This window comes from Ruegeria sp. BC3 (genome assembly GCF_056539265.1).
This window is the reverse complement of the sequence record NZ_JBQFUP010000008.1, coordinates 123,359-146,910: the sequence shown is the minus strand read 5'-3', so window position 1 is coordinate 146,910 and position 23,552 is coordinate 123,359. Positions and strand designations below refer to the sequence as shown.

Genomic DNA, 23,552 nt, shown 5'->3' with positions numbered 1-23,552 from the left:
TGGCGGGCCTTTTCAGTTCAGGTTCTGTATCGGACCAACCAAAGCAGCGGCAATAGCCCGATGCGCCGCAGGACCGATCATATGTTCGGCCATCGGCTGCTGCAGTGTGCCAAACAGCATGTCCTCAATCTCATCCGACTGGCCACAAACCTGTGTTGTGACGTCAACGCATTGGGAAGAGAACGGGAGGACCTCTTCGATCATCGCGCCCGTCACATCAGGTTCAAGATGATCCGCACCACCGGGATCGCGCAGCACCTGAAGCCTTAGCAGGATCACCGGTACGTCCAGTCGTTGAAGAAGGGCGCCGACCTGGCGGACCCAATTGCGGCGGAGTTCATCCAGAACGACCTCGATTCGCGCATCCGGAAACCGCTGAAGACAAGTCATGAGGTGGCGAACAAAATGCACTTCGGTAAAGTCGATTTCGGGGTAGAGACGGGTCAGATCCGCTGTTGGCTCAAGAAAGCGATCATTGCGTCTGGGATGCACGCGATAGAAATGATTGGATTGTCCCAGCAATCCGGGCACCTGCAAGACGCATAGCTCGGATCGTTTGAGCAGATCGAACAGCCCGCTGTCCAAACACAAGGCATCTACCCCGCTGAACAGACAGCCAAGGTTCAGAACCCGCCTGTCGGTGCGCTCCTCCAAAAGGGTCGCAAAGGGGCGCTCCACGAAACGCCCAAATGTCTCGTCCCCGCCGGCGCAAGCCATATAGGGCTGATCCAATACGCGTCGTGTGCCCCGAAACCACAGCCGCGACCCGTCATATTGACATACTTCATGCCCGGGTTCCCCCGAGCCCGATTGATGATAGCTCATAACACTCACCCAATTTTCACCCGGTTGCCATTTTGCAGCCGCAAATCTTGAGAAATTCCTAATGTGCGCATTTGAAGCAAATTCGAGCGGTCTGATCCCCTTGCCGCCCGCCCCGATCTGTCGATACTGTCGCCGTATCGCGGGACACAAAGGCACCTGAACATGGATGTAAAATCGGTCGGAGTGATTGGCGCAGGTCAGATGGGCAATGGGATTGCCCATGTTCTGGCATTGGCAGAATATGACGTTCTTCTGAACGACGTTTCGGAAGACGCACTCAGCAAAGCCTTGGCGACGATTGAAGGCAATCTGGCGCGGCAGGCGTCACGCGGCAAAATCTCGGACGACGAGGTGCAGGCAGCGCTGAGCCGGATCAAAACGACGTTGGAGTTGCCCCAGCTTGGTCAGACCGACCTGGTGATCGAAGCCGCAACAGAACGTGAAGCGATCAAACAGGCAATCTTTGAGGATCTGCAGCCCCATCTGCTGCCGCACACAATTCTGACATCCAACACCTCCTCAATATCGATCACCCGGCTGGCCAGCCGGACGGACAGGCCAGAGCGCTTTATGGGGTTCCACTTTATGAACCCGGTGCCGGTGATGCAGCTGGTCGAATTGATCCGCGGCATCGCAACCGATGAAGAGACGTTCAAATCCTGCAAGGCAGTTGTTGATCGGCTAGGCAAAACGGCGGCCAGCGCCGAGGATTTCCCTGCCTTTATCGTGAATCGCATCCTCATGCCCATGATCAACGAAGCCGTCTATACGCTGTATGAAGGCGTGGGGAGCGTTCAATCGATTGATCAGTCGATGCGCCTGGGCGCGAACCATCCGATGGGGCCGTTGGAGCTGGCGGATTTTATCGGGCTGGACACATGTCTGGCGATCATGAACGTGCTGCATGACGGTCTGGCGGACACCAAGTACCGACCTTGCCCGCTGTTGACGAAATATGTTGAGGCCGGGTGGCTGGGGCGCAAGACAGAGCGCGGATTCTATGACTACCGGGGCGAAACACCAGTTCCAACGCGTTAGAAGGGGGCCAGCCCCCTCGCCCGGATTTCATCCGGGCTCACCCCCGAGGTATTTTTAGCCAGATGAAGTGCGGATCAGCGTTTGAGCGTTTCGCCCAGCGCCATTGTGTGTTTTCTGAGCCAGGCCATAAAGCCGCGCGGGTCACGCTCCAGCAGTTGCATGTCTTCGTCCGAGATCGGCTTGCCAATAACCGGCGACTGCGGCTTGTTACAGGAGCGAACGATTTCATGCAGCAGCAGGCCTTGCCGTAGGATCGGCGACAGCTTGTTTGCGATCTGATAGGCACGCGAGTTTCTTCCGGGGAAGAAAATTGGCACCACCTGAGCGCCGGACCGGCGGATCATTTTGGCGGTGAACACATTCCATTCACGCTCTTGCGCGGGGCCGAACCAGTCGTCTGAGGACATCACCACGCCCGAGGGGAACAGTGCAACAACACCGCCGTCTTTTAGGTGATCCATCGCCTTGCCGCGCATTTCCAGCATTTTGGTCTGCGCCTCCGGATCATGCGGGAATGGCACCGGAATCATGAATGAGGTCGCGGCCTCATCCAGTCCCGTCAGGACCGAGCGCGTCAGGATCCTGTAGTCACTACGCACCTGTCCGATCAGTTCGGCAAGGATCATGCCATCGACCATCCCATGTGGATGGTTTGCAACGACGACAACAGGCCCTTTCTTTGGAATACGCGCGATTTGTTCCTGTGGTGTGGTGAGGTTGATCCCCATCACCTCAAGCGCGCCACCCCAGAACCGCTGGCCACGGTAGTATTCGTTCTTCTTCTCGAACTTGTTGACCATGCGCAGAATGGTCAGTTTGCCTGTGCACCATTCAATGGCCCGAATAGCTGTGGAGGTCCAAGCGTCGTCGAACGAGTTCGCATAGGTCAGGGTTCTACGATCGTAGATCTCACCCTGGTCGTCTGTCCCATCCACAACCGGGCCTGTCTTGGTCTCGTGCGTCGTTTCCGCCAATTCCTGGTCTTCCCGTTCTTCATGTCGCGACTGAGCGGATCAGAACCCTTCCCCGAACTTGTCGTTCACCAGGGTTTCCAATGCATCAGCCAACGCCTCAGCATCCGGTCCGGACGTCTCGACGTCAATAGTCGTTCCGCGCGAGGCTGCCAACATCAAAAGACCCATGATACTGTCCCCTGATGCAGAAAGTCCGTCTTTGGACACCTCTGCCTGCGCATCAAAGCCTTCGACCACCTCAACCAGCTTGGCCGAGGCGCGGGCGTGCAAGCCCTTTTCATTGATTATTTTCAAGCTTCGGTTGGTCATTCTTAATCAATCCGGTCTTAGTCCAACGTCACATTCTGCGCGTTAATGTACTTTCGTCCAGCCTCCATCGCGCGCCGCACCGCATCCCCGATCGGCAGGTGGCGACTTTTGGCCAGTTTAATGAGCATAGGCAGATTTGCACCGTAAAGAATACGGCGATCCTGCGGTGTGCAGGCCTTGAGGCTTAGATTCGAAGGGCTGCCACCAAACAGGTCCGTTACAACGACCACACCATCCCCGGCATCGACGTTATCTGCAGCAGCGCAGATCTCTGCCTGTTTTGCTTCGCGATCGTGATCCGCCTCGATCGAGATTGCGACCAGCCCAGGTTGTTTTCCGACCACATGCTGCATGGCTGCCAAGTATTCCTGGGCCAGCCCGCCATGTGCTACGAGTACGATCCCGATCAATCCGGCCTCACATTCAACGATCGACGTTCCATTTCGCGGTGCCTAATTGCCACTTGCTGCCCCTCCTCTGCAAGGGCCTTTGCAACCGCCTCTGCCATTGCAACCGACCTGTGTTGCCCTCCGGTGCACCCGAACGCAACCGAGAGATGCGCTTTGCCTTCGGCGCGGTAGGCCGGCAGCAACAGTTTCAACAGATCGACAACGCGGTCAAAGAACGGTGCGTAGTTTGCGTCTGACTGTACATAGCGCGCCACATCCGGGTTTCGACCGTCTTCGGCCCGCAACTCTGGCCGCCAATAGGGGTTGGCCAGAAATCGGCAATCGAAAACCATATCCAAACCGCGTGGCAATCCGCGTTTATATGAGAATGACTCAATCGAGACGGCCAGATGCCGCCCGCTTTTTGGTGCGAACCAACGCTCGACTTCTTCTCGCAGCTGATGGACGTTCAGAGAACTGGAGTCGATCAGCGTGTCGGCGATTTCGCGGATCGGAGCCAGTAGCTCTTTTTCTTGCCGAACGCCGGTTTCCGGGCTCGCATCAACTGCAACCGGGTGACGTCTACGGGTTTCCGAGAAACGGCGCAGCAGAATGTCGTCGCTACAATCGAGGTAAAGTATCGTCAGATCCGCCTGGTCCATACCCCGTAGGCACGCGGCCAGTTCAATGAACCCAATGGTCGAGAAATCACGGTTTCGCGCGTCAATCCCCAGCGCCATGGGCTGGTCGCTGTCCGGGCCGTCCAACAGGCGTGTCAGCAGACCCATAGGCAGGTTGTCTATCGCTTCAAATCCCAGATCCTCAAGCACATGAATGGCTGTCGTCCGTCCGGCCCCCGAGGGCCCGGTGACCAGAACAATACGTCGTTGTTGCTTCATGTGCTGGGCCATTCCGGGTCCACGCGCCCCATTTTCATCAATTGCATCAGTGCTGCGGCCAAATTGGGAACGTCAAGGCCCCGAAACAAGGGAACAGTTTGCCTCAGGGTACGGATCGCAATTGGTTCAGGGGCTCTTTCCGATTCTTGTTCATCCAGATCCACAACATAGGTCAGTGGCACAGGTCCGACAGCAGAGGCCCGCAAGATACCCAGGCCCCGCGCTTCGATCACTCCGCGAATGTTCGGGGCCGCCTCGACCAAGACCTGATCAGCGGTCGCACGCAGCTCGACCCGGTCATCCGCAACCAGTTCCGCCCCAAACGCCATCATCTGCAGCGCCAGACCGGACTTGCCAGAACCGGAGGCACCCACAATCAACAAGGCCTTCCCCGCAACCGCCACACAACTCGCGTGAATGATGGCGCTGTCCTGTTCAGCCAGATCATAGACGGACGGGCCGGGCATAGATTAAACGGGCAACCCGACAACAAAACGCGCGCCCAACGGGTCCGAGGTGATGTCCGCCTCGGTCGGGCGGATGTTTTCGGCCCAGATTACGCCACCGTGAGCCTCGACAATCTGCTTTGAGATCGCCAACCCGAGGCCCGAGTTATTGCCGAAATGCTCAGCCGGTCGCTGTGAATAGAAGCGTTTGAACACTTTGGTCAGCGCCTGTTCGGGGATACCTGGACCGGTGTCTTCTACGACAACCAGAACGCGGTTTTCGCGTCGGCGCACCCAAACGCGGATCGCATCATTTTCCTCACAGAACGAAATCGCGTTGGTGATTAGGTTGACAAAGACCTGAGCCAGACGTGCCTCAAGCCCGTTGATGATAATGGGACCGTCGGGCAGATCAGTGATATAGTCGATCCCTTTGGCACGCGCATCTTCGCCCAAATACTGGCTGATATTGCCAACAAGTTTGAGCAGGTCAAACGGTTGCTCTTCTTCCTTGACCAACTCGGCATCCAATCGGGACGCGTTCGAAATGTCGCTGACCAGACGGTCCAGGCGGCGCACGTCGTGTTCGATCACGCCCATCAGTTTCTCGCGCTGATCTTCACGCGTGACCATTCGCAAGGTTCCAACGGCAGATTGAAGACTTGCCAACGGGTTCTTGATCTCATGGGCGACATCGGCAGCGAACTGTTCATTCGCATCGATCCGATTGTAAAGCGCCGTCACCATGCCCCGCAGTGCGCGACTGAGCAGGCCAATCTCATCCGGGCGCGCGGTCAGGTCCGGGATGCGGATACGGCCAGGATTCACACCTGCACCTCGGTCCTTGCCCAACTCAGCCGCCGCGGCCAGATCGGCAAGCGGGTTGGCGATTGTCGAGGCCAGAACCAGGCTCAACCCGATTGAAACCAGCAGCGCGACGACAAACATTTGCAAAATACGCTCTTGCTCGCGACGGGCCAAAGCGTCGATTTCCCCCGACGGACCGGCCATAGCCACCGCACCCACTGCAGCGCTGTCCAGCAGAATGGGCGCCGCGGCTACAATTACCGTTTCACCAAAATCATCTTTGACTGCCTGTACTTGCACTTGGCCTTGTAGCGCATTTGGCACGATGGCCTGAACCCTTTGCGCCAACGTTGGTGCTTCGTTGGGTTCGCCGCTGGCAAACACGCGTGACAAGCCGGTCCAGACCGCATTAAGCGCGTCGCTGATTACAGTGCTGCCCGTCTGAAGCTCTGCCTCGGAGGACAACAAAGCTGGTGATTGCGACGCTGCGCCCCGCGCCCATCCAATCAGCGTACCCCGCGCATCATACACAAAGACTTCGCCGCCTTCGGGCAGGCTGAGCCCGGCCAGTGTGTCTTTCACGTCCAGCGCGCTGGAATCCTGTGCCAAACCAGATGACGTCTGGCGCAGCTGAGCCTCGAACACGTTGCTGACCAATTGCGCGTCACCAACCAGGTTGCGCGCGGTCTGCCGCAGCTGTTCATCCCGTGAGTCGTCAAGATACAGCAGGCCAGTCACCAGGATGACCAGAGCAATCAGGTTAAATGTGATGATCTTGCGCGCCAATGGCGAGCCGCGCATAGAAAACAGGTTGCGACGTCGACGGGATGCCCGAAGCTCGGCAGACTCGGGATCTTGCGGGATGACCCAGTCATCCCCCAGAACGACATCACCGTCCCGCAATTCGCTGGCTTGTTCCGTATCGCGCACGAGACCCGGTTACCCCTGATTAATGGCCACGCTTATTCTTCGTTGTACCTGTACCCAATGCCGTACAGGGTTTCGATCGCCGAAAACTCGGGGTCTGCGGCGCGCATCTTCTTACGCAAGCGTTTGATGTGGCTGTCGATGGTGCGGTCGTCCACATAGACCTGATCATCATAGGCCACGTCCATCAGTTGATCCCGGCTTTTGACAAAGCCCGGTCGCTGGGCCAATGCCTGAAGCAAAAGGAACTCGGTCACGGTCAGGGAGACGTCTGACCCTTTCCAGCTGACCGCGTGACGCAGCGGGTCCATCCGCAGATCGCCGCGCTCCATGACCTTGGCGTCGCCGGTGCTGGCCGTGGTCGCGTCACCCGTGGTTGCCTCCTGCCGGCGCAGCAGCGCTCGAATGCGTTCTACCAAAAGACGTTGCGAAAACGGCTTTTTGACATAGTCATCTGCGCCCATACGCAGGCCGAGAACCTCGTCAATCTCATCATCTTTGGAGGTGAGGAAAATCACCGGCATCTGGGTTTTCTGCCGCAGCCGCTGCAACAGGTCCATCCCGTCCATACGCGGCATCTTTATGTCCAGAACAGCCATGTCCGGCAGTTTCTTGTTGAAAGCGTCCAGCGCTGCCTGTCCATCGTTATACGTCTCAACCTCGAACCCTTCGGCTTCGAGTGTCATGGAAACGGACGTCAGAATATTTCTGTCGTCGTCCACCAGTGCAATCTTTGACATCGGGTTAACCCCTATTCCTGCTCACTCACGCAATATTTCGCTTATTAGTAAGGCATCTTTGTCGTTTTTATGGCCCCGAATCAATCCGTATCTGCGAATCGTGCGATTGTTGTCACACAGATGCGGCAAAAAAGCCGTTAACATGCGCGTAAAAGCGCCTTGTTTTCCGACAGGAAATTACTGGTGGCGCTAAACTTTGACTTGGTTGCGCTAACTGCGCCAAACCGTCCTGTTCATGCCCCAAACGACCATGATAAGACCCGCCCATCCGCCGGTTTTTCCCGGCATACTGCCCCAAGAGCGCCCCCCGGCCCAACCGCCGACGCGCCGCCACAGGAGAAGACAAACATGACATCTGGACGGGTTAACCCGCAATTCCGCCTCGAAGATCAGGGCATCGAGGGTCTGGGCAATGTCTATTATAACTTCATGGAACCGGCGCTGATCGAAGAGGCGCTGAAGCGTGGCGAAGGCACCCTTGGCAATGGCGGCGCCTTTCTGGTCACCACCGGTAAATTCACCGGTCGTTCGCCCAAGGACAAACACGTCGTCAAGACCGACAGCGTCGTTGACACTATCTGGTGGGAAAACAACGCTGCGATGACCCCCGAAGGTTTCGACGCGCTTTACGAAGACATGCTGGCCCATATGAAGGGCCGCGACTATTTCGTGCAGGACCTGGTCGGCGGTGCCGATCCCGCCTATTCGATCAACGTGCGCATGGTCACCGAACTGGCCTGGCACAACCTGTTCATCCGCCACCTGCTGCGCCGTCCGGATCGTGAGGATCTGGAAGAGTTCGTCGCGGACTTTACCGTCATCAACTGCCCCAGCTTCCAGGCCGATCCGGCCAAGCATGGCTGCAACAGTGAAACCGTGATCGCGCTGAACTTCGACCGCAAGCTGATCCTGATCGGCGGCACCGAGTATGCGGGTGAGAACAAGAAGTCGGTCTTTACCCTGCTGAACTATATGCTGCCAGAAAAAGGCGTGATGCCGATGCACTGCTCGGCCAACCACGCTGTGGGCAACCCGGTCGACACTGCCGTCTTCTTTGGCCTGTCCGGCACCGGCAAGACCACTTTGTCGGCTGATCCGTCGCGTACCCTGATCGGGGATGACGAGCATGGCTGGTCGGACCGCGGAACCTTTAACTTTGAAGGCGGTTGTTACGCCAAGACCATCAACCTGAACGCCGAAGCTGAGCCGGAAATCTACGCGACCACCAGCAAATTTGGCACCGTGATCGAGAACATGGTCTTCGATCCGGAGACCAAAGAGCTGGATTTCGAAGACGACTCGCTGACCGCAAACATGCGCTGCGCCTACCCGCTCGAGTACATCTCGAACGCGTCAAGCAGTGCTTTGGGCGGTCATCCGAAAAACATCATCATGCTGACCTGCGATGCGTTTGGTGTTCTGCCTCCGATCGCGCGGCTGACTCCGGCACAGGCTATGTATCACTTCCTGTCGGGCTTCACCTCGAAGGTTGCAGGAACTGAGCGTGGCATTACCGAGCCTCAGCCCACGTTCTCGACCTGCTTTGGCGCGCCGTTCATGCCACGTCGCCCGGAAGAGTACGGCAACCTGCTGCGCGACAAGATCGCCCAGCACGGCGCAACCTGCTGGCTGGTGAACACCGGCTGGACCGGCGGTGCCTATGGCGTTGGCAGCCGCATGCCGATCCGTGCGACCCGCGCCCTGCTAACAGCCGCGCTGGAAGGATCACTGCGCGACGCCGAGTTCCGCAAGGATGCCAACTTCGGATTCGACGTCCCGGTCTCGGTTCCTGGTGTGGCCGAAGTTCTGCTGGACCCGCGCCGCACCTGGGATGATCAGGCGGCCTTTGACAAGCAGGCCGAGAAACTGGTGCAGATGTTTGCCGAAAACTTTGAACAGTATCTGCCCTTCATTGACGACGACATCAAAGCCGTCGCAATCGGTTAAAGAAATCAGGGGGCGGCTTCGCCCCCTTTTCTTTTGAGGCGACTCGGAGAATCGAAGTCTCCCAATAGTTGTAATGTGCGCAATGCACATACAAATTTATTGCCCGTTTCGCCAGTTTAGAGTACTCAACGGTGTCATTATGACGAAAATGCCCGGCGCTTGCGCACCGGGCGGAAAGTAAAGACCTTGGGGATACTCAATGAGCGCGCACTCACATTCGCGATTTGAGCAACCTAATCAGATATCTAGTGTAATCCATCGGGGATGGGTGTCAATATGAGACTTGCAAATCACCACTGAAAACGAATGCAGATCTCACCTTTGCATTGAGTGAAGGATGGCACGGAAAACTACAGGTAAAGAAATGACAGAAATCTCGAAACTGACCGAACTTCGCAAATTGATGCAAAGTATGGAGCAGACCCTTGGGCTCGAGCAACTCTCTCCGGTTGAGCGTGACATTTATTACGCCGCCGAAGAACTTTCCAAACAGGATCAGGAAGTGCGGACTTTTGGTCTGATCGAACACACTCTGGTCAAAAGCGTTTCGCGTCCGACCTTTTTCCGCGCGCTGAAATCGCTGGTGCAAAAAGGCTATCTGTCCCAGAGCGGCAGTTCCAACCGGGGGCGGTATATCGTACATGCACCCAGATGATGTCTCCAACCTGCGCGTCGATGGCTGAACACCGTGCGCAGATGGGCTTCTGACACATTCTTTGCCTCGCTGGCTTATGTAGTTGCGTCGTACCTCACGTTTGAGGTGCTGATGCCGCTGCAAAACATGTTTTTTCCGGAATACCCAAGCCGGGCCAGCCTGCTGTTTTTGCCGCATGGCGTGCGTGTACTTGCCGCGTGGCTTTTGGGTTGGCGCGCGATTTTCGCGCTGCTGCCGGGCGTCTTTGCGGTGTTCGCCGTTCTTGGCGGGGCGGACGTGTTCCTGCCAAGCCGCCTTTTGGCAATGGCCATCGCTGTCACCACTGTTCCGGCCGTGTTCTACATCCTCAAGTGGATTGGGTGGGATCTGTTCCCTAGGCCGGATCGCAAACCCTGCTGGCTATGCGTCATGGGTGTCGGCGTCATCACCTCTTTCCTGGTGTCCGCCCTGACAAATTGGGCGTTTGGCAGCGCCAGGGTCGAGTATATCGCCTTTCTGATCGGCGACATCTCGGGGCTGTTCTTCCTGATGTTGGGTTTATACTTCGCGTTTCGCTTTATGGACCGCAGGGCTTAACCCACCAACCCGCGGCGCAGCAGGTTCAAACCGGCGACCAACAGAACAACCAACGTCACCTTACGAAACAACGCCTGATCGATTCGCGTCTGCAATTGCAGCCCAAGCCACATTCCAACCACCGCAGGAACGACCAGAATCGCCGAAAACGGAGCCGTCTCTGCCCGCAGGATACCCGAGCCAAGATGCGCCAGCGTCAGGGCAACAGCACCCAGCCCGTAGATGACACCCTGAACCCGCATCTGCACAGCCTTGGGCGTATTCAACGCCGTCAGGTAAGCTACAGTCGGCGGCCCCCATATCCCGGACATCCCACCGATAAAGCCTGCGATTGAGCCGATCAGTGCTTCGATCCGCACCGACGGTTTTGAAAGAACAAGCTTTACACCCAGCACTTGGATCAAGGCAAAGAACGTAACTGGTGCACCGATCATCAGCAAAAAGGTTGATGGCGGCACCAAAGTGACAAGCTGGGCTCCTGCCATCAGAAACACCAGCCCGACGATCAGAAACACGCGGAATTGCCGCATCGACGACACAGCCGCCTGCACACCCTGTCCAAACGCCTGGAGAACATTAGTTACCAGTGTCGGAAGGATAAGGCCTGCGATGGCAAGTTCGGGCGGTAAAAAGACACTTAATCCAGAAACCAACACCATGGGCATGGCAAACCCGACCATGCCTTTGATGCAACCGGCCAGAAACGCCACACCAAAAGCCAGCAGCAGGTCCTGCGGAGTCAATAAGGAAAACAATGTCATGCACCCCTGATAGCATTCCTGACGCGCGCTGCACCGCAAAAACGTTCGAGAAATAATTGAACTTTTTCGCAACGTAATACGTATTTTTGTTGCGCTGCACGTGCAGCATGATATGACCAGACGATACCAGAAAAGGACACGATTCATGGCTCATGACGGACAGGATATGACCCAGATGACGACACCCGCGATTTTGCCCGATCTTCTGAAACTGACCAGTGTGGCGGTTCCCGCCGTCACCGAAGTGTTCGAGCGCGCGCGTGAGTCGGTTCGCGGTATGGTCACCGCAGATGGCCGCGTCTCGGGCGCATTGATTGAAGCCAATCAAACCGCTGCTCATGGTCTGGCATGGTTGGCGACCTATGCTCAATCGCTGCAACAGATGCAGCGCTGGGCCGAAGCCCTGGACGCTGATGGCAAGTTCGGCGAAATCGAACAGTTGCTGCACCAGATCGCATTTGGCGAGTACCTGCACCAGGTTGCAGGTGGTATCCCGATGAACCAGGGCGAGGTCGTCCGCCTGCAGGATATGGGACTGGGTTGGGACGCCCTGTCTGGCTTCCAGGCTTCAGAAATTCAGACGCTGATGGCCCAGGCCAATTCGCAAGCCGCGCGCAGCCGTCTGGTCGCGCTGATGGAAGATCAGGCCGGTGCCACCATGTTCGGCGCGTCGGCTCTGGATGCAGAACTTGAGATGATCCGCGACCAGTTCCGCCGCTATGCAGTCGAAAAGGTCGAGCCTTATGCGCATGAATGGCACCTCAAGGATGAGCTGATCCCGATGGAAGTCATCGAGGAACTGGCCGAGATGGGTGTCTTTGGCCTGACCATCCCCGAGGAATTCGGTGGATTCGGCCTGTCCAAAGCTTCGATGTGCGTCGTCTCCGAGGAACTCTCGCGCGGTTATATCGGCGTTGGTTCGCTGGGCACGCGGTCCGAGATCGCGGCCGAGCTGATCATCGCAGGCGGCACCGACGAACAAAAAGCCAACTGGCTGCCGAAACTGGCCAGCGCCGAAATTCTGCCAACCGCTGTCTTCACCGAGCCAAACACCGGATCGGACCTTGGCAGCCTGCGCACCCGCGCGGTCAAAAACACAGACGGCGATTATGAGATCACCGGCAACAAAACCTGGATCACCCACGCGGCGCGGACCCACGTGATGACCCTGCTGGCCCGCACCAACCCAGACACCACCGATCACCGTGGCTTGTCCATGTTCCTGGCCGAAAAAACGCCCGGCACGGACGAGGCCCCCTTCCCAACCCCCGGAATGACCGGCGGTGAGATCGAGGTTCTGGGCTATCGCGGCATGAAAGAATACGAGCTGGGCTTTGACGGCTTCAAAGTCAAAGGGGAAAACCTGCTTGGCGGCGAAGAGGGCAAAGGCTTTAAACAGCTGATGGAAACCTTTGAGTCCGCCCGTATCCAAACCGCCGCCCGCGCCATCGGTGTGGCACAAAGCGCGCTGGATATCGCGATGCAATACGCGCAGGACCGCAAGCAATTCGGCAAATCGCTGATCAACTTCCCTCGTGTGTCCGGCAAACTGGCGATGATGGCGGTCGAAATCATGATCGCGCGTCAGCTGACCTATTTCTCGGCTTGGGAAAAGGACCACGGCCAGCGCTGCGACCTTGAAGCCGGCATGGCGAAACTGCTGGGTGCCCGAGTGGCCTGGGCGGCGGCGGATAACGGTCTGCAAATCCACGGCGGCAATGGCTTTGCGCTGGAATACAAGATCAGCCGCGTTCTGTGTGACGCGCGCATTCTGAACATTTTTGAGGGGGCTGCCGAAATTCAGGCACAGGTTATTGCACGGCGTTTGCTGGGCTAACCAGAATTAGGCATCCCGTTTCCCCAACTAGACCCGGCCTTCGCGTCGGGTCTTTTTCTTTTTGCGGCGACATTCCCCCTATGATCCGCAGACAAAAGAACTTCCCCTTTGCTTTTAGTCCGAACCCTTTTAGGGCAGGTTGCTAGACGAACGAGGTACAAGGGACGCTGCACAGAATGACCCGACTGGTTTTTGCGCTTTGGGCCACACTTGCGGCTCTTATCCTGGGCGGTTGCGCGCCCTCTCAGCCCTTTGTTGGGAAAACCGAAGTTGACGCACTTGCCGAAGCGATCACCGATCTTGGACCGCAGGTCGACCCTGCCGAGGCGCAAAGGGCCGCCTCTATCGCGTATGCGTATTCCAAGCAGCTGAAACAGGACTGGAACGTCACTGACCCAGCCATCATCCACAACGCCAAGGTCATTAACGGCTTTCGCGAGAAAGGCCTGTGCAACGACTGGGCGCAGGCGATGACCCAGCGCCTGCAGCAGGAAAACTTCCGCACGCTGGACCTGCACTGGGCCACCTCGCCCCCGACCGCGTTTCGGATCATCCATCATTCGGCCCTGATCAGCGCAAAGGGAGATTCCATGTATGATGGCATCATCCTGGATCCGTGGCGCAATAGCGGGGCGTTGTTTTGGGCGCCTGTCCGCGAAGATACCAGGTACAACTGGCGGCCTCGGCTAGACGTCCGCGCCGAACTTATGAGCGGCGAAAACCCCTTTTGACCTAGAAAGGTGACACCCCATGATGCGCCTGATCCTCGCCCTGCCCCTGATGACTTTGTTTCAATGCGACAAGGACGAGACCGTCGCTGCATATGGCGCAGGCGATCGAACCTGGGCACTGCAAGAGGTTGACGGCCAGCCGTTCGAGGCCAGCGCGACGCTACGCTTCCCCGAAGAGGGCAAGATCGCAGGCAACGCCCCCTGCAACAGCTACAGCGGCACATTGAACGCGCCTTACCCGTGGTTCGAGATCATAGACCTGACCGCCACCCGAGCGGCCTGCGCGGGGCTTGAGGCCGAGGGTTTTTTCTTCGCCGCCCTTATCGCAATGACGCAGTCCGAAGTCTCGGGCGACGTGCTGGTCCTGCGTAATGATGACGGCCACGAGATGGTGTTCAAAGCCGCCGAGTAAACTGATCCACAAACCGCGCCCGCGCCTCGGGCACGGGGTTGTGTCCCAAAGACGGCGCGAGGTGGTGTTCCAGAAAGTATCCGGTGGTTTTAAGTCCGGCGGCGATTTCGGCATCCGGTGCAGTCCCCTCGCCGCGCAGACAGGGTGGCAGCGGCAGCAGCTTGTCCGCCCATTCTCCGGCCCCCTCAGCGCTGACGGCGCGGCCGGTTTTGGGCGAGACATAAATCAACCCTCCGGTCGCCCCGGTCACCGCGCAGGCCGACAGGTCCAGACCAAACCCCAACTCTTCCAGCAGCGCCAGTTCCCATCGCAGATAGGCCAACGGCCAGATCTCGTCTTGCCCCAACAAATCCATCAACTGTTCTGTTTGCCGGTAAATCGCCGGATGCGGCTCTCGCTCGGGCAGGCAAAAAGACAAAAGTGCCACGGTCGCGTTCAGCCCTGCCAAAGCCAGCCGTCCCGAAAAGGCCGCCGCTGCGCGCGAACGCAAAGGCTCGACCTGAAACGTGCCCAGATGTTCCTCAAGACGCGCGCGCCATAGAACGTCCAACTGCGCGCCGGGTTGTAGGATTGGCGCAATCTTGCGACTGGTGCCACCGCGCACGACACCCGCATGTCGTCCGTGTTCTTCGGTGAACACTTCGATGATCGCTGCAGTTTCACCATGTCGTCGGGTGGTCAGAAGGATGCCGTGATCGCGCCAGTCCAAATCAGGCTCCTTTAACTCTGCGGGCCGCTACGTGCCCGTAACAGACCGTAAGGCGACCATATTCGCAAGTGGTGTGATGACCTAGAACCGGGCCCGGAACGCCACACCGACCAGGGGCGCAGTTTCATAGCTCTGACGGCTCAGTTCGGCCCCGTTCGCATCGTCAAGCGTCAGGCGACCGTCGAACTCGGCCCCTGCAAACACGTTCAGCGAAACACCGGGGTTGGGATTATAGCCGAAGGACAGGACAACAGGGACGCTCTTGTCCTCACCAACGCCGTTCGGGGCCAGCCCATCGCCATCCAGCCGGAACCGAATGCGTTCAGACCGGGCCGACAGGCCAAGTGTCATGGTTTCGCTCAGCGCATAGCTCAGCGTCAGCCCCGGGCCCTGCGTGGCCCCAACTCCCGAGCCTGTGTTCAGGTTCCACCGATCATTGATATCCCAATCGACCAGCAGCGCCGGGAAGAAATCAGTGCTGTCGTCTTCAAGCTGCGAGAACGCCCCAAAGGCCGGACCGATGGTCAGGCTCTCGCTGACTTGCCACGCGATGCCGGCAAACACGCCGTAGGTTCTACCATCCGAGGCGCTGGCACCGCTTTGGTAATCCCACCGGACCTGAGGCGACACGAACACACTGGCCGTGTTGCCCACGCGAAACCGCACAGGCACCGAAACGCGAATATCACGAATATCCCGCCACGGCTGGTTATCCGCCTGACTGAAATCATAGTCGAACCTGCCGACGCTGGCGGACAACCCGACTGAGGTTCCGCCACCCAAATTGTTTAGCGCTGTCGCACGCAGAAACGCACGATTGGCCGAGAACTCTCCGCCGCCGCTCAGGTCCGTATTCCCCTGATAGGCCGCCAGCCCATCGATCTGATAGACCCAACCCGACCGCTCTTGCGCGACTGAGGGCACAGCACTCAGGCTCAGAACAAGGGCCGCCAAACTACACGCAGATGCAAAGCTTTTCATGGTTTTCAACTCGATAGGAGACGCTCACCTTCTGAGATAGCATGCCGCCTGATGCGATCAAACGCGGGTAGGTAATTGAATTTCGATATGTGTCAGCCAAGCCGAAACCGGAACCGTCCCCGCAGTGTGCTAAACTGCTTGACGAGCGCCCTGCACCATTTGGAGTTTCGCATGAAGAAGTCCTTTTTCACCTCTCCCTCCAACTATCCTGAGCCTCTGAATGTCCTGGGCGACCGGATCACCGTTCTGGCGCGGCTTGAGCAAATCGGAGATTACGCCGTCACGCTCAACTACGGCCACGAAGGCAACGGTCCGCCGCCCCATTCGCACCCGTGGGACGAGACTTTCTTTGTCGTCAAAGGTGAGGTCGATTTCGTTATGGACGGAGAGCAGCGGATCGCGACCGAAGGCACCTTGGTCCATTTTCCGGCGGGCACGGTGCACAGTTTCAAATTTGGCCCCGGCGGAGCGCATCTGCTTGAAATCAGCGGCCGCGGTTCGCAAGCCGTTGAGATGTTTACCGCACTGGACCATGAGGTGCCCGGACCGGTTCAGGACGGTGCAAAACTTGCTGAAGTTCTTAGGAAAAACGGCGTTGAACTGACAGTGTGAACAATTTTAGTCTGCCTGATTAGTCCGTTCAACGTTGCAGGGTTACTCCAACCCGTCTTCGCCCAGAAGATGCCGACCTTGCCGGTCTTCGACCTCGATCACCCAAAGGTCAGGATCGAACCCACGTTGACGGGCGATCGCCTCATCCACGTCACCCTCGGTGCCGGATGAGAGTTCAACCCACTTACGCTCACCGCTCATCAGGTCAAAACTGCGCTGAAACGCGACGGCTTGACCATCCAAAGTGTTGAGCTTGACCAGAACCGCACCCGCCGTGTTGTCACCGTGGGCCACGACAAACGCGGGGATTTCCTGAAACCGCAACCGCGCCAGATAGGCGTGAACCCAGAATTCGGCGGTCAGACGCGTCATGCGTTGCCGTCTTTGAAATCCAGACCCATTTCCGAGTACCGCTCAGATTCCTCCAACCAATTCGGTCGGACTTTGACCTGCAGGAACAGGTGAATTTTGCGGTCGAGGAATTCTTCCAATTCCGCCCGCGCGGCCTGGCTGACGGCTTTGATCGTCTCGCCACGCTTGCCCAAAACGATGCCCTTGTGGCCGTCACGCATGACATAGATGACCTGATCAATCTTGGCCGACCCGTCCTTGCGTTCTTCCCAGTTCTCGGTTTCTACGGTCAGTTGATAGGGCAGCTCCTGATGCAGACGCAGGGTCAGTTTTTCCCGTGTCATCTCGGCGGCGATCATGCGTAGGGGCAGATCGGCGATCTGATCCTCGGGGTAGAGCCAGGGGCCTTCGGGCAGTTCCGAGGCGAGCCATTTGCGCAGATCGTCTACCCCGTGGCCTTTCTCGGCCGAGATCATGAAGGTCTCGGCAAAAGGATAGCGCGCGTTCAGGTCGCTGGTCAGAGCCAGCAGCTTCTCGGACGGCACCTTGTCGATCTTGTTGATCGCCAGCGCGATGGTGCGGCCCTGCCCGATCTCTTCCAGACCTTCCAGAATGCGCTCGACGCCTTCGGTGATGCCACGGTGCGCTTCAACCATCAGTACAACCACATCCGCATCCGCAGCACCGCCCCATGCAGCCGCGACCATGGCACGGTCCAGACGACGGCGTGGTTTGAACAGGCCAGGGGTATCGACAAACACCAGTTGCGCATCACCTTCCATCGCCACACCGCGAATACGCGCACGGGTGGTCTGCACCTTGTGCGTCACGATCGAAACCTTGGCCCCCACCATGCGGTTCAGCAGGGTGGATTTGCCCGCGTTGGGCTCTCCGATCAGGGCGATAAATCCGGCGCGTGTGGTCATGTCTCTGGCGATCCTGTTTGCAAGTGCGCACCCCTATAGCAGAAAGCCCCCGCGGGCCAGAGGGATTTGTCGCATTGCGGCCATGCAAAAACGGTGGCACCCCTGCCATAGCCACGCCAAACCCAGCCAGACGCCCTTTCGGAATACGAGGCAGAAGATGAAACGTCGCGAGTTTCTTTTGACCAGCGGGGCCGCAGCCGGTGCGTTGGGTCTGGGAGGATTTGGATTTGCCCAGAGTGCGCAGGAATTGACGATCCAACCGGCAAGCTTCGCCCTGCGCGATCAGGTAACGACCGGGATGGTCAGCCTTTCGCCGGACGCGCCGCCGCCGGTTTTGTATGGCAAACAGGGTGAAGTGATGCGGTTGCCGGTGCGCAATACCTTGCCCGACTATACCGCGATGCACTGGCACGGGATGCGGATCGCCAACAAAATGGATGGTGTGCCTTACCTGACTCAGATGCCGATAGGCCAAGGCGAGCTGTTCACCTATGAATTCACTCCGCCGGATGCAGGCACTTACTGGTACCACCCGCACTGCATGACCATGGAACAGATGGCTCACGGTCTGACCGGCGTCATGGTGATCACCGAACCTAAGGACGTCGGATTTGACAGCGAACAGGTCATCAACCTGCGTGATTTCCGGCTGGACGAGGGCGGTGCCTTCCTGCCCGCATACACCCAACGTGGCGCAGCGCGGGCAGGAACTTTTGGCAATGTCCACACGGCCAATTGGCTTCAAAGCCCGGTCTATGACCACGCGGCCGGTAGTCTGGTTCGGTTACGTGTGGTGAACACGGACACGACGCGGATCTACAAACTGCATCTGGACGGCGGCGCAGCGCGGATCATCGCGTGGGACGGACATCCGGTTGAGATTGAAGTCCCCTTGCCCAGCGTAGATGAGCCGCTTTTGGTCGGCCCCGGCCAACGGTTGGATTTTGCGGTCGTCATGCCGGGCAGTGAAGGGCAAAGCGTCACCCTGATGGCAAAGCTACCCGGCCAACCGCCAAAAGCCATGGCGGGCCTGCGCGCGATCGGGTCATCAGCAGGACGCGACCTGCAAGACTTACGCCCGCTCCCCTTGAATCCGGTGGCAAGACCCGATCTCGACAATGCCGAGTTGCACGAGTTCGTCTTTGGCTGGACCCCAGAAGGCGGTGAGCCAAACAACGGCTTCTGCGGATCGTTGGGCTATAACTTTTGGTCGATCAATCGAACCCCCTGGCCCGGCGACGCGGCAGAAGGGGTTGGTCCCTTGGCAACGCTAGAGCTGGGGAAAAGCTATGTACTGCGACTGCGCAACGAGTCGCCCAACCTGCACCCGATCCATCTGCACGGGCTCGCATTTGTGCCGCTGCGGTCGAACTTGCGAAAGCTGCCTTCGTTGATGACCGACACGATGCTGTTGTTAAAAGACGAGGTGGTCGAGATCGCGCTGGTCGCCGACAACCCAGGCGATTGGGCCTTTCACTGCCATGTGATCGAACACCAGAAAACCGGGCTGACCGGGTTCATTCGCGTCGTTTAAAAATCGAATTGGTTGCGCCAATCCAACCAAGAGGGGGCCAGCCCCCTCACCCCCGAGGTATTTTTGGCCAGATGAAGATCGGACCCGGTGCCCAGACCACGAAGATCGCTATTTTGGCAGAGAGTCCAAGAGGGCCTTGGCGGCGGCCTGTTCGGCCTGTCGTTTGGAGCCCGCGGTCGCCTGAGCCTCGGTCCCGTCTTGCAACCGGGCGGCTATGGTGAAGACAGGCGCGTGGTCTGGGCCACTGCGTTTCACCTCTATGTACGCGGGCGGCTTTTGCCCCCGCGCTTGCGCCCATTCCTGAAGCGAAGTTTTGGCGTCACGTGCATCCGCTTCAACGTTGTGGATACGATCTCCCCACAGGCGCAGGATCACGTCTCGCGCGTCCTCGAAACCAGCATCGCGGTAAATTGCTGCGATCACTGCCTCCATCGCGTCGCCCAACAAGGCCTGTTTGCGGCGACCGCCCGACAGCATCTCGGACCGGCCCAGTTTTAGGACGGCACCCAGATCAATCTGCCGCGCGACATCGGCGCAGGCCTCTTTTCGTACCAGGGCGTTGAAACGTGGTGCCAACTGTCCTTCCGAGGCCTTCTTGTCGGCCTCTAAAAGCGCTGTCGCCATAACCAACCCCAGAACGCGGTCGCCCAGAAACTCGAGCCTCTGGTTGTCGGGACGTGTTGCCGAGGATACCGACCCGTGCGTCAGCGCACGCACCAGCAGTTCCGGCGATTTGAATTCATAGCCAAGCCGCTGCTGGAACGCCTTTATTTCAGCCGAGAGCTTCAATTGACCGCCTTGAAGAAACGGTCACCACGCCATGTCCAGAAGAACAGCATCGAACGGCCAGCCGATGAAAACAGGATGCGATCCGCACGTCCGATCAGGTCTTCGTATGGCACATAGCCAACCCCGCCCGCAGACTGCGGAAGGCGGCTGTCACTGGAGTTGTCGCGGTTGTCACCCATGAAGAAATAGTGCCCCTCGGGAACCGTATAGATGCCAGTGTTATCGGCACCCTGATTGCCGATGTTGAGCACTTCGTAGGACACTCCGTTCGGCAGGGTTTCAATCATCCGGGATTTTTCACAGACGCCGCCAAAACCAACAGGTCCGTTTTCGCAGCGCGGACGAAGACCTTGCGAGCCCTGCGGTTCGGCAACCTCGGTAAACACCCCATCGGGTTGTTGTGGCACTGGGGTGCCGTTCAAAATGATCTGCCCGTCGCGCACCTGAATACGGTCGCCGGGCAGGCCAATCAGGCGTTTGATATAGTCGCGTCCGGTGACAGGGTGGCGGAACACGATGACATCGCCGCGCTCAGGCTCACCGCCCCAGATACGCGTGTTTTCGCCGCTTTGCATCCAACCGCAGATATCTTGCGCATCCACGTTCAGTCCGACGCTGGGAATGATAAGACTGGGGCAGGACGCGTAGGAATAGCCGTAAGACATCTTGTTCACGAACAGGAAGTCCCCGATCAGCAAGGTTGGCTTCATCGACCCTGACGGAATCCAGAACGGTTGAAACAGGATGGTGCGGAAAACGCCCGCGATCAGCAGAGCATAGACGACTGTTTTGATCGTCTCCCAAACGGCGTTACCTGTTTTGGCTTCCTCGGCCATGCTGCTCTCCGGTCGTTAGGTTGTTGGGGTGCTACATGCGGGTCGGTTCAGGGCAAGTCAAGGCTGAGCGGGCGCTTCGTGAAGCGGGCGCGCCTCGATCACCACGAATGCCTGCGCCCAGGGGTGATCATCGGTCAGGGTGACGTGGATAATCGCCTCGTGCCCTTCGGGCGTCATCTCACGCAAACGTTCCGCAGCCCATCCGGTGACATGCATCACGGGCTGACCGGTGCGCAGATTGGTCACCGCCATATCCTTCCAGGCGATCCCCATCCGCAATCCGGTGCCCAAAGCCTTGGAACACGCCTCTTTCGCGGCCCAGCGCTTGGCATAGGTTCCGGCCACGTCATGACGACGTTCGGCTTTGAGCTGCTCGGTTTCGGTGAACACGCGGTTGCGAAACCGGTCGCCGAACCGGTCGAGCGTGCCCTGAATACGTTCGATATTCGCGAGGTCTGTGCCGATGCCGAGGATCATTGCAACCGAACCGTCAAAATTTTGCAGCTTGCCACCCCGAAGAATCCGGCAAAGGCGAAGTCAAACCATCGGCGTGCGCGGCGATATACGTTTACCATTCGGTCCGAGGAAAAGAGGAAGGCATATCCGATAAAGATCAGCAACGATCCCGCGTACAGCATCGCGAAATAGCTCAGCAGCATCGCCAGACTGGCGTTGCTCGGTGCGACGATGGCATAGATCGAGCCCCAACTCAGGATCGCCTTGGGGTTGGTCAGGTGAATGGCCGCGCCTTTGGTAAAAATCGCGCGCAGCGAACCTGTAACCGGTTTGCCCAAAGCCACCTCATCCGATGTCATTGCCCGGCGCAGCGCCTTGAGCGCAAGCCAGCTCAAATAGGCCACCCCTATGTAACGGATCACCTCGAACACCCAAACATTGGCCAGCATGATCGCCGACAGGCCCAATGCGGCGGCGATACCCCAAGCGGCTGAGCCTGCACAAATGCCCAAGGCAAACACCAAGCCAGCCCGACGGCCTTCGTTCATTGCGGTGCCGGCAATCCCCATCGTCGCGGGCCCAGGAGAGCCCCCTGCCATCAGCCAGGCAAACCAGATCGCAATAAATCCCGGAGTTATCATCCCCGCGCCTCGTCCATCAGGCGACGCATCTCGGCAATGGCTGGGGTGAGACCGCGGAAGATGGCCTCGCCGATCAGGAAGTGGCCGATGTTCAGCTCACGTACTTCGGGGAACGCGGCTATGGGCTGAACAGTATCATAGGTCAGGCCGTGGCCCGCATGGACCTCAAGACCCAGCGAATGGGCGAAGCTGGACATCTGGCGGAGGGCGTCCAACTCACGCTCAGCAACCTCGGTGTTTCCCTCGGCCATTGCATCGCAATAGGCACCTGTGTGCAGCTCGATCACCTCGGCACCGATGCGGTGGGCAGCTTCGATCTGGCGCTGGTCAGCGGCGATGAAGATCGACACCCGGCACCCCACATCGCGCAAGGGCGCGATGAAATGGGCCAGCTTGTTTTCTTCGCGAGCGACTTCCAGCCCACCTTCGGTCGTGCGTTCTTCGCGCTTTTCGGGGACGATACAGACAGCGTGCGGTTTGTGGCGCAGAGCGATTTTCTGCATTTCTTCGGTGGCCGCCATTTCAAAATTCAACGGAACGGACAGAACCTCCATCAGACCGTCGATATCGGCGTCCGAGATATGGCGGCGATCCTCTCGCAGATGTGCGGTGATGCCATCGGCTCCGGCCTCTTCGGCCAGTTTTGCGGCGCGCAACGGGTCGGGATAGGCCCCGCCGCGGGCATTGCGCACAGTGGCTACGTGGTCAATATTTACGCCAAGACGCAGGTGGTTGTCAGACATCGCTCGAATCCTTCTTGAACCCTAGGTCCGAACCTAGGGCATTCGGCTGTGGAACGGCAGGCTTTGTTTCTGCCAAGCGTTTGATTTCGTCAAACTTTGCCTTGATCTTATCACGGCGGCGCTGCTGATAGGTTCGGATCAGCGGCAAGCTGAGATAATAGCAGATCGCGCCCGCCAGCAGGCCCGGCAGGATGCCACCGACGAGGTATGGGAAAAACACCTCATCATAGAAAACGGCAAGGCCGCGCCAATCAGCGACCCGGTCGGTAAACAACGCCAGAAAGTTGTTCTTGAGATCCCCAAGGGCGTCGACGAAATTCTTCATCAACCCTTTAGTTTCTTCTTTCTCGAAATTACCGCCAAGAATGAAATGCCCGGTTTGCAAGCAGATCACCCCGATGGGGACATATGTCAGCGGGTTCCCAAAGAACGTACCGCTTAGAGAGGCCAGAATGTTGCCGTTGATCAATCGGCCGATTAGGGCTGCCACAACAAAGTGCAGACCATAGAACGGCGTAAAAGCAGTGAATACGCCCGCACCTACGCCCCGTGCGATACGCTCGGGCGAATCCGGCAACCTGCGGACACGGTGCTTCACGTAGTGAAAGGCCCGCGTCCATCCCCCTTTGGGATAGACGAATTCAGACGCGATCTGGACGGGCGAGCGTCGGTCTCGGCGCTTGAATACCACTCCTGATCAC

At 58.2% G+C, this 23,552-nt stretch carries 28 protein-coding genes; 9 read left to right on the top strand and 19 right to left on the bottom strand.

Going from position 1 to position 23,552, the window contains the following annotated elements; all coding sequences use genetic code 11:
* Positions 1-12: 12 nt before the first annotated feature.
* On the bottom strand, positions 13-825 hold the full coding sequence (locus ACR0MV_RS18985) for a DUF6473 family protein (RefSeq protein ID WP_254445860.1): 813 nt from the start codon (positions 823-825) through the stop codon (positions 13-15).
* 162 nt (positions 826-987) lie between these two features.
* On the opposite strand from ACR0MV_RS18985, the gene ACR0MV_RS18980 reads away from it, so the two are divergent.
* Positions 988-1,863 carry a 3-hydroxybutyryl-CoA dehydrogenase gene (locus ACR0MV_RS18980; RefSeq protein ID WP_170428731.1) on the top strand — a complete coding sequence of 292 codons (876 nt, stop codon included), beginning with the start codon at positions 988-990 and terminating at the stop codon, positions 1,861-1,863.
* 74 nt (positions 1,864-1,937) lie between these two features.
* On the opposite strand, the gene ACR0MV_RS18975 is transcribed toward ACR0MV_RS18980, so the two are convergent.
* The 7 genes from ACR0MV_RS18975 to ACR0MV_RS18945 are packed head-to-tail and all read right to left on the bottom strand — an operon-like array spanning position 1,938 to position 7,354.
* The gene (locus tag ACR0MV_RS18975) at positions 1,938-2,837 is read right to left on the bottom strand and encodes a lysophospholipid acyltransferase family protein (protein WP_480703281.1); all 900 of its coding nucleotides are present in this window, start codon (positions 2,835-2,837) and stop codon (positions 1,938-1,940) included.
* A gap of 39 nt (positions 2,838-2,876) precedes the next feature.
* A complete protein-coding gene (locus ACR0MV_RS18970; RefSeq protein ID WP_170428736.1) occupies positions 2,877-3,146 on the bottom strand; it encodes an HPr family phosphocarrier protein in 270 nt (89 codons plus the stop codon).
* A 17-nt stretch (positions 3,147-3,163) separates the two neighbouring features.
* Entirely contained in the window at positions 3,164-3,556 is a 393-nt protein-coding gene (locus ACR0MV_RS18965) for a PTS sugar transporter subunit IIA (protein ID WP_170428739.1), read from the bottom strand.
* Positions 3,553-4,434, bottom strand: coding sequence for an RNase adapter RapZ (gene rapZ, locus ACR0MV_RS18960; RefSeq protein WP_480703280.1), 882 nt, complete (start codon positions 4,432-4,434; stop codon positions 3,553-3,555). The genes ACR0MV_RS18965 and rapZ overlap by 4 nt, the downstream gene beginning before the upstream one ends.
* Complete coding sequence (locus tag ACR0MV_RS18955) at positions 4,431-4,901, bottom strand: HPr kinase/phosphorylase (protein ID WP_480703278.1); 471 nt, start codon at positions 4,899-4,901, stop codon at positions 4,431-4,433. Before ACR0MV_RS18955 ends, rapZ begins: the two co-directional genes overlap by 4 nt.
* 3 nt (positions 4,902-4,904) lie before the next feature.
* Positions 4,905-6,617, bottom strand: coding sequence for a sensor histidine kinase (locus tag ACR0MV_RS18950; protein WP_480703277.1), 1,713 nt, complete (start codon positions 6,615-6,617; stop codon positions 4,905-4,907).
* 32 nt (positions 6,618-6,649) lie between these two features.
* The gene (locus ACR0MV_RS18945) at positions 6,650-7,354 is read right to left on the bottom strand and encodes a response regulator transcription factor (RefSeq protein WP_170428750.1); all 705 of its coding nucleotides are present in this window, start codon (positions 7,352-7,354) and stop codon (positions 6,650-6,652) included.
* 348 nt (positions 7,355-7,702) lie between these two features.
* On the opposite strand from ACR0MV_RS18945, the gene ACR0MV_RS18940 reads away from it, so the two are divergent.
* The 3 genes from ACR0MV_RS18940 (at position 7,703) to ACR0MV_RS18930 (ending at position 10,532) form a co-directional block, all read left to right on the top strand.
* Complete coding sequence (locus ACR0MV_RS18940; RefSeq protein ID WP_170428753.1) at positions 7,703-9,301, top strand: phosphoenolpyruvate carboxykinase; 1,599 nt, start codon at positions 7,703-7,705, stop codon at positions 9,299-9,301.
* Positions 9,302-9,665: 364 nt separating this feature from the next.
* Positions 9,666-9,956, top strand: coding sequence for a hypothetical protein (locus ACR0MV_RS18935; RefSeq protein WP_170428756.1), 291 nt, complete (start codon positions 9,666-9,668; stop codon positions 9,954-9,956).
* A gap of 33 nt (positions 9,957-9,989) precedes the next feature.
* Entirely contained in the window at positions 9,990-10,532 is a 543-nt protein-coding gene (locus tag ACR0MV_RS18930) for a hypothetical protein (protein WP_480703276.1), read from the top strand.
* On the opposite strand, the gene ACR0MV_RS18925 is transcribed toward ACR0MV_RS18930, so the two are convergent.
* Positions 10,529-11,293: a sulfite exporter TauE/SafE family protein gene (locus ACR0MV_RS18925; protein ID WP_480703275.1), complete on the bottom strand. Its 765-nt coding sequence runs from the start codon at positions 11,291-11,293 to the stop codon at positions 10,529-10,531. The genes ACR0MV_RS18930 and ACR0MV_RS18925 overlap by 4 nt on opposite strands.
* 145 nt (positions 11,294-11,438) lie before the next feature.
* On the opposite strand from ACR0MV_RS18925, the gene ACR0MV_RS18920 reads away from it, so the two are divergent.
* From ACR0MV_RS18920 to ACR0MV_RS18910, 3 genes are all read left to right on the top strand, one after another.
* Positions 11,439-13,130 (top strand): acyl-CoA dehydrogenase family protein, encoded by a 1,692-nt coding sequence (locus tag ACR0MV_RS18920; RefSeq protein WP_480703274.1) that lies wholly within the window; start codon positions 11,439-11,441, stop codon positions 13,128-13,130.
* A 176-nt stretch (positions 13,131-13,306) separates the two neighbouring features.
* Positions 13,307-13,861: a hypothetical protein gene (locus ACR0MV_RS18915; RefSeq protein WP_480703272.1), complete on the top strand. Its 555-nt coding sequence runs from the start codon at positions 13,307-13,309 to the stop codon at positions 13,859-13,861.
* Positions 13,862-13,880: 19 nt separating this feature from the next.
* Positions 13,881-14,273 carry an META domain-containing protein gene (locus ACR0MV_RS18910; RefSeq protein WP_480703271.1) on the top strand — a complete coding sequence of 131 codons (393 nt, stop codon included), beginning with the start codon at positions 13,881-13,883 and terminating at the stop codon, positions 14,271-14,273.
* Here ACR0MV_RS18910 and recO read toward each other — a convergent pair.
* Positions 14,257-14,982: a DNA repair protein RecO gene (recO, locus tag ACR0MV_RS18905; RefSeq protein WP_170428769.1), complete on the bottom strand. Its 726-nt coding sequence runs from the start codon at positions 14,980-14,982 to the stop codon at positions 14,257-14,259. The genes ACR0MV_RS18910 and recO overlap by 17 nt on opposite strands.
* Positions 14,983-15,063: 81 nt before the next feature.
* The gene (locus tag ACR0MV_RS18900) at positions 15,064-15,963 is read right to left on the bottom strand and encodes a hypothetical protein (protein ID WP_170428771.1); all 900 of its coding nucleotides are present in this window, start codon (positions 15,961-15,963) and stop codon (positions 15,064-15,066) included.
* Between the two features lie 171 nt (positions 15,964-16,134).
* On the opposite strand from ACR0MV_RS18900, the gene ACR0MV_RS18895 reads away from it, so the two are divergent.
* A complete protein-coding gene (locus ACR0MV_RS18895; protein ID WP_480703270.1) occupies positions 16,135-16,575 on the top strand; it encodes a cupin domain-containing protein in 441 nt (146 codons plus the stop codon).
* A 42-nt stretch (positions 16,576-16,617) separates the two neighbouring features.
* On the opposite strand, the gene ACR0MV_RS18890 is transcribed toward ACR0MV_RS18895, so the two are convergent.
* Positions 16,618-16,947, bottom strand: a complete 330-nt coding sequence (locus ACR0MV_RS18890) for a DUF1491 family protein (RefSeq protein WP_480703268.1) — start codon at positions 16,945-16,947, stop codon at positions 16,618-16,620.
* Positions 16,944-17,852 (bottom strand): GTPase Era, encoded by a 909-nt coding sequence (era, locus tag ACR0MV_RS18885; RefSeq protein ID WP_170428777.1) that lies wholly within the window; start codon positions 17,850-17,852, stop codon positions 16,944-16,946. The genes ACR0MV_RS18890 and era overlap by 4 nt, the downstream gene beginning before the upstream one ends.
* Positions 17,853-18,009: 157 nt before the next feature.
* On the opposite strand from era, the gene ACR0MV_RS18880 reads away from it, so the two are divergent.
* Entirely contained in the window at positions 18,010-19,386 is a 1,377-nt protein-coding gene (locus ACR0MV_RS18880; protein WP_480703266.1) for a multicopper oxidase family protein, read from the top strand.
* A 108-nt stretch (positions 19,387-19,494) separates the two neighbouring features.
* Here the strand turns inward: ACR0MV_RS18880 and rnc are convergent, their stop codons facing one another.
* Genes rnc through ACR0MV_RS18850 form a run of 6 tightly spaced genes read right to left on the bottom strand, consistent with a single transcriptional unit; the run spans position 19,495 to position 23,542 of the window.
* The gene (gene rnc / locus ACR0MV_RS18875) at positions 19,495-20,175 is read right to left on the bottom strand and encodes a ribonuclease III (RefSeq protein WP_170428784.1); all 681 of its coding nucleotides are present in this window, start codon (positions 20,173-20,175) and stop codon (positions 19,495-19,497) included.
* A complete protein-coding gene (lepB, locus tag ACR0MV_RS18870; RefSeq protein WP_170428787.1) occupies positions 20,172-21,011 on the bottom strand; it encodes a signal peptidase I in 840 nt (279 codons plus the stop codon). Before lepB ends, rnc begins: the two co-directional genes overlap by 4 nt.
* A 57-nt stretch (positions 21,012-21,068) precedes the next feature.
* On the bottom strand, positions 21,069-21,488 hold the full coding sequence (gene acpS / locus ACR0MV_RS18865) for a holo-ACP synthase (RefSeq protein WP_480703265.1): 420 nt from the start codon (positions 21,486-21,488) through the stop codon (positions 21,069-21,071).
* Entirely contained in the window at positions 21,485-22,108 is a 624-nt protein-coding gene (locus ACR0MV_RS18860) for a LysE family translocator (protein WP_480703264.1), read from the bottom strand. The genes acpS and ACR0MV_RS18860 overlap by 4 nt, the downstream gene beginning before the upstream one ends.
* Positions 22,105-22,851 carry a pyridoxine 5'-phosphate synthase gene (locus ACR0MV_RS18855; protein ID WP_170428797.1) on the bottom strand — a complete coding sequence of 249 codons (747 nt, stop codon included), beginning with the start codon at positions 22,849-22,851 and terminating at the stop codon, positions 22,105-22,107. The genes ACR0MV_RS18860 and ACR0MV_RS18855 overlap by 4 nt, the downstream gene beginning before the upstream one ends.
* Positions 22,844-23,542, bottom strand: coding sequence for a DUF2062 domain-containing protein (locus ACR0MV_RS18850; RefSeq protein ID WP_170428800.1), 699 nt, complete (start codon positions 23,540-23,542; stop codon positions 22,844-22,846). Before ACR0MV_RS18850 ends, ACR0MV_RS18855 begins: the two co-directional genes overlap by 8 nt.
* Between the last annotated feature and the right edge of the window lie 10 nt (positions 23,543-23,552).

Excerpts from the sequence above, each read along its gene's own strand:
- ACR0MV_RS18935 (WP_170428756.1), top strand. The coding sequence starts at position 9,666 with ATGACAGAAATCTCGAAACTGACCGAACTTCGCAAATTGATGCAAAGT.
- ACR0MV_RS18895 (WP_480703270.1), top strand. The coding sequence starts at position 16,135 with ATGAAGAAGTCCTTTTTCACCTCTCCCTCCAACTATCCTGAGCCTCTG.
- ACR0MV_RS18945 (WP_170428750.1), bottom strand. The coding sequence starts at position 7,354 with ATGTCAAAGATTGCACTGGTGGACGACGACAGAAATATTCTGACGTCC.
- ACR0MV_RS18925 (WP_480703275.1), bottom strand. The coding sequence starts at position 11,293 with ATGACATTGTTTTCCTTATTGACTCCGCAGGACCTGCTGCTGGCTTTT.
- ACR0MV_RS18970 (WP_170428736.1), bottom strand. The coding sequence starts at position 3,146 with ATGACCAACCGAAGCTTGAAAATAATCAATGAAAAGGGCTTGCACGCC.
- ACR0MV_RS18915 (WP_480703272.1), top strand. The coding sequence starts at position 13,307 with ATGACCCGACTGGTTTTTGCGCTTTGGGCCACACTTGCGGCTCTTATC.
- ACR0MV_RS18985 (WP_254445860.1), bottom strand. The coding sequence starts at position 825 with ATGAGCTATCATCAATCGGGCTCGGGGGAACCCGGGCATGAAGTATGT.
- acpS (WP_480703265.1), bottom strand. The coding sequence starts at position 21,488 with ATGATCCTCGGCATCGGCACAGACCTCGCGAATATCGAACGTATTCAG.
- ACR0MV_RS18855 (WP_170428797.1), bottom strand. The coding sequence starts at position 22,851 with ATGTCTGACAACCACCTGCGTCTTGGCGTAAATATTGACCACGTAGCC.
- ACR0MV_RS18900 (WP_170428771.1), bottom strand. The coding sequence starts at position 15,963 with ATGAAAAGCTTTGCATCTGCGTGTAGTTTGGCGGCCCTTGTTCTGAGC.
- ACR0MV_RS18920 (WP_480703274.1), top strand. The coding sequence starts at position 11,439 with ATGGCTCATGACGGACAGGATATGACCCAGATGACGACACCCGCGATT.
- ACR0MV_RS18890 (WP_480703268.1), bottom strand. The coding sequence starts at position 16,947 with ATGACGCGTCTGACCGCCGAATTCTGGGTTCACGCCTATCTGGCGCGG.
- ACR0MV_RS18980 (WP_170428731.1), top strand. The coding sequence starts at position 988 with ATGGATGTAAAATCGGTCGGAGTGATTGGCGCAGGTCAGATGGGCAAT.
- ACR0MV_RS18860 (WP_480703264.1), bottom strand. The coding sequence starts at position 22,108 with ATGATAACTCCGGGATTTATTGCGATCTGGTTTGCCTGGCTGATGGCA.
- ACR0MV_RS18955 (WP_480703278.1), bottom strand. The coding sequence starts at position 4,901 with ATGCCCGGCCCGTCCGTCTATGATCTGGCTGAACAGGACAGCGCCATC.
- ACR0MV_RS18940 (WP_170428753.1), top strand. The coding sequence starts at position 7,703 with ATGACATCTGGACGGGTTAACCCGCAATTCCGCCTCGAAGATCAGGGC.
- era (WP_170428777.1), bottom strand. The coding sequence starts at position 17,852 with ATGACCACACGCGCCGGATTTATCGCCCTGATCGGAGAGCCCAACGCG.
- ACR0MV_RS18880 (WP_480703266.1), top strand. The coding sequence starts at position 18,010 with ATGAAACGTCGCGAGTTTCTTTTGACCAGCGGGGCCGCAGCCGGTGCG.
- ACR0MV_RS18910 (WP_480703271.1), top strand. The coding sequence starts at position 13,881 with ATGATGCGCCTGATCCTCGCCCTGCCCCTGATGACTTTGTTTCAATGC.
- rapZ (WP_480703280.1), bottom strand. The coding sequence starts at position 4,434 with ATGAAGCAACAACGACGTATTGTTCTGGTCACCGGGCCCTCGGGGGCC.
- lepB (WP_170428787.1), bottom strand. The coding sequence starts at position 21,011 with ATGGCCGAGGAAGCCAAAACAGGTAACGCCGTTTGGGAGACGATCAAA.